Raw genomic sequence first — 4151 nt, 5'->3', positions numbered from 1 at the left:
TATAAACAATAAACTATAAACATTTTTTTAGAATTCTGCGTTTTGTGGTGTTCTTGGGAAAGGAATTACGTCGCGAATGTTAGACATTCCAGTTACAAATAATACCAATCTTTCAAATCCTAATCCGAAACCTGAGTGAACTGCCGAACCGAATCTTCTAGTATCTAAATACCACCAAAGTTCTTCTTCGTCAATTCCGAGAGCTTTCATTTTTTCAACCAAAACGTCGTAACGTTCTTCTCTTTGCGATCCACCAACGATTTCTCCAATTCCTGGGAAAAGGATATCCATAGCGCGAACTGTTTTTCCGTCTTCGTTCAAACGCATGTAAAATGCTTTTATATTTGCTGGATAATCAAACAAAATTACTGGACATTTGAAGTGTTTTTCAACTAAATATCTTTCGTGCTCACTTTGTAAATCTGCACCCCATTCGTTGATGATATAATTGAATTTTTTCTTTTTATTTGGAGTTGAATCTCTTAAAATATCAATTGCTTCGGTGTAAGAAACACGTTTGAAATTGTTTTCTAAAACGAAGTTTAATTTTTCTAACAAAGCCATTTCGCTTCGTTCTGCTTGTGGTTTTGATTTTTCTTCTTCTAATAAACGACCTTCTAAAAACTTCAAATCGTCCTGGCATTTATCCATCGTATATTTTATCACATACTGAATAAAATCTTCTGCCAAATCCATGTTATCGTCCAAATCATTGAAAGCCACTTCTGGTTCAATCATCCAAAATTCTGCCAAGTGACGAGAAGTGTTAGAGTTTTCAGCTCTAAAAGTTGGTCCGAAAGTATAAATCTGGCCCAATGCCATTGCAAAAGTTTCTCCTTCTAATTGACCTGAAACTGTTAGGTTGGTTTCTTTTCCGAAGAAATCTTCTTTGTAATTTACTTTTCCGTCTTCAGTTCTTGGTGTGTTGTCAAATGGCAAAGCCGTAACTTTAAACATTTCTCCAGCACCTTCAGCATCAGAGCCAGTAATGATTGGCGTGTTTACATACACAAATCCTTTTTCTTGAAAATAAGTATGAACCGCATGAGCCAATACAGAGCGAACTCTCATGATTGCTCCAAAAGCATTGGTTCTAACTCTTAAATGTGCTTTCTCTCTTAAAAATTCTAAACTTGGTTTATTTCTTAATTGAATTGGGTAAGTTTCAGCATCTGAATCACCCAGAATTTCTAATTTGGAAACTTGAATTTCATATTTCTGTCCTGCACCTTTACTTTCAACTAACGTTCCAGTTACAGAAATTGATGCGCTGGTTGTAATTCTTTTTAAAATTTCTTCAGGTGTATTTTCAAAATCTACAACACACTGAATATTATTAATTGTTGAACCATCGTTTAATGCTATAAATTGACTGTTTCTAAAAGTTCTAACCCAACCTTTTGCATTTACTTCGTAATTCGCTTTTGTGCTATTTAATAAGTCTTTAACTTTTGTGTGTTTCATTGTAATTTTAGATTTTAAATTTTTGATATCAAATATCTAATGCAAATATAAATTATTTATTTCTTTCTAATTCGTCTAATTTTTCATCAGATTGTTCTAGAATGTCTATTGTTGGTTCAAGGAATTCTTGTTCGTTGGCTAATGTTTTATTTAGTGTTAAAACCAAGGCTGGAAGCAAAACCAAATTGGATAACATTCCGAAGCATAAAGTTATAGATACCAATCCGCCAAGTGCAACTGTGCCACCAAAACTTGAAAGCATAAAAACTGAGAAGCCAAAAAATAATACAATTGACGTGTAAAACATACTTATTCCGGCATCGTTAAACGTTGCAAATACTGATTTTTTTATCTTCCATTCGTTTCGTGAAAGTTCTAATCTGTATTGAGCCAAGAATCGTAAGGTATCGTCAACCGATAATCCAAAGGCAATTCCGAATACCAATAATGTAGATGGTTTTAATGGAATTCCGAGAAATCCCATAATTCCAGCAGTCATAATTAATGGCAATAAATTTGGTATTATGGCAACCAAAACCATTTTGAATGATCGAAACATTATGGCAACCAATCCGCCAGTTAATAAAAAGGCAAATAATAATGATGAAAGGAGATTATCCAGCAAATATTTAGTTCCTTTTTGAAAAACCGATGCTTTACCAGTAATAATCACTTCATATCTTTCTGATGGAAATAATTTGTTTACTTTTTTACGAATTTGAGCTTCAATGTCTTCCATTTTTTCGCCGTTTTCGTCTTTGATAAACGTGGTCATTCGAGCAATACTTCCATCGGCATTGATGTAACTTTTAAGCTGATTGTCTTTGCCGTTGTTAAGTGAATTTTTAATATACGGAATCAAGAAAGTTTCCTCTTGTGAAGATGGCAATAAGTAAAATTCGGGATTTCCGTTGTAGTAAGCTTGTGTGAAATTTTTGGCAACGTTTACAATAGACAATGGTTTAGAAAGTTCAGGAATTTCGATGATAGTTTCTTCCAATTCTTCCATTCTACGAAGATTGGTAAGCTTCATTGCTCCGTTTTTCTTCTTGGTATCAATCATTATTTCGAGTGGCATCACACCATCAAATTCTTTTTCGAAAAAACGAATGTCTTCAAAAAATTCGGTTTTTTTTGGCATGTCTTCAATGATGCTTCCAGAGATTTTTATTTCGTAAATTCCGATAATTCCGAAGACTAATAAAACTACAGCTGTAGTGTAAACTCCAAATCGTCTAAATTTTACTGTGTTTACAATCCAATCGAAGAAAAAGGTTAACGATTTTCGTTCTAAATGTCCTAAATGTCTAGCATTTGGTGGCGGAATATAACTGAAGAAAATTGGAATAATCAATAAACTTAAAGTGTAAATTGCTATAATATTGATAGTTGTAACCACGCCAAATTCTTTTAATAAATCATTATTTGTAATGATAAACGTAGCAAAACCAACTGCTGTTGTGATGTTGGTCATTAAAGTTGCAGTACCAGTTTTGGTAATTACGCGTTGTAATGCTTTAGCTTTATTAGAATGTTTGTGGTATTCTTGATGGTATTTATTGATGAAGAAAATACAATTTGGAATTCCGATTACGATTACTAAAGTGGGAACTAATGCTGTAAGAACCGTGATTTGATAACCCATTGCGCCCATGATTCCAAAAGACCACATTACGCCGATAATTACTACTAGCATTGCTACAACGGTCGCTCTAAATGATCTAAAAAAGTAGAAGAAAATTAGCGAAGTAATCAATAAAGCCGCGCCAATAAACAACCCAATTTCGTCGATAATTGTTTTGGCATTTAAGGTTCGAATGTACGGCATTCCAGAAACATGCGGTTTAATGCCAGTTTCTTTGTAGAATTTATCAATTTCGGGAATGAATTTATTGAGAATGTATTCTTTTCTAGCTTTGGTGTTGACAATTTTTTTATCAATGTAAACAGCAGAACGAATGGCTTTGGTTTCTTTGTTGAATAATAACCCTTGGTAAAATGGGAATTTATTGAAGAAATCAGATTTAAGTTCGTCTAAATACTTTTGGTCATTTAATTTATTCGGATTTACAAAAGGCTTTAATTCAAAAGATTGTAAGGTGTCGTTTTTAACTAATTCTTGAAGGTTATCAACCGAAATCACCAAACTTACTTCTTTGTCACTTTTCAGTTTTTGCATTAAATTACTCCATGCTTGAAACACTTTTGGCGTGAATAATTTTTCGTCTTTGGTTGCAATTACAATGAGATTTCCTTCTTCGCCAAAGTTTCTAAGAAAATGATTATAGTCAACATTTACTTTGTCATCGGCTGGAATTAGGTTGGCTTCGGTTTGTGTAAACTTCACATTTTTCCATTGCAAAGCAAGAAGAACTGTGATTAAAACAATTCCGCATAAAATTACAATTCTATTTCTAAGGATAATTCGAGCAATAAATTCCCAAATACCAATACCTGACATCTTTTTCATAAAAACCTAAAATGGGTTGCAAAGGTAATCAAAACGGCTCAAAACCAAAGAACTTACCGCTTTCTTTTACTTAGAATTTTAACTATGTCATCTTATTGTAAAGTTGTTATAAAAACTGACTAATTATTAAAGTTTTTAATACAATTTTTACCATATTTGTAGGATTAAGTGAACTGATTTTTTTGGGATGAATAAATTTAAAAATACTATTTTTTAT

At 32.7% G+C, this 4151-nt stretch carries 2 protein-coding genes; both read right to left on the bottom strand.

Annotated features, from left to right (window positions below):
- Positions 1-27 precede the first annotated feature (27 nt).
- Positions 28-1464: an asparagine--tRNA ligase gene (gene asnS / locus DIU01_RS07465; RefSeq protein ID WP_290833068.1), complete on the bottom strand. Its 1437-nt coding sequence runs from the start codon at positions 1462-1464 to the stop codon at positions 28-30.
- A 52-nt stretch (positions 1465-1516) separates the two neighbouring features.
- Positions 1517-3934, bottom strand: coding sequence for an MMPL family transporter (locus tag DIU01_RS07460; RefSeq protein WP_290833066.1), 2418 nt, complete (start codon positions 3932-3934; stop codon positions 1517-1519).
- Positions 3935-4151 lie beyond the last annotated feature (217 nt).

The organism is Flavobacterium sp., from assembly GCF_003525665.1.
In the GTDB taxonomy this organism is placed as follows: domain Bacteria; phylum Bacteroidota; class Bacteroidia; order Flavobacteriales; family Flavobacteriaceae; genus Flavobacterium.
The sequence above is the reverse complement of the archived record's forward strand: the minus strand, read 5'-3'. Positions and strand labels throughout refer to the sequence as shown.

Bases quoted from the DNA above. Each gene is read 5' to 3' on its own strand.
- asnS (WP_290833068.1), bottom strand. From the start codon at position 1,464: ATGAAACACACAAAAGTTAAAGACTTATTAAATAGCACAAAAGCGAAT.
- DIU01_RS07460 (WP_290833066.1), bottom strand. From the start codon at position 3,934: ATGAAAAAGATGTCAGGTATTGGTATTTGGGAATTTATTGCTCGAATT.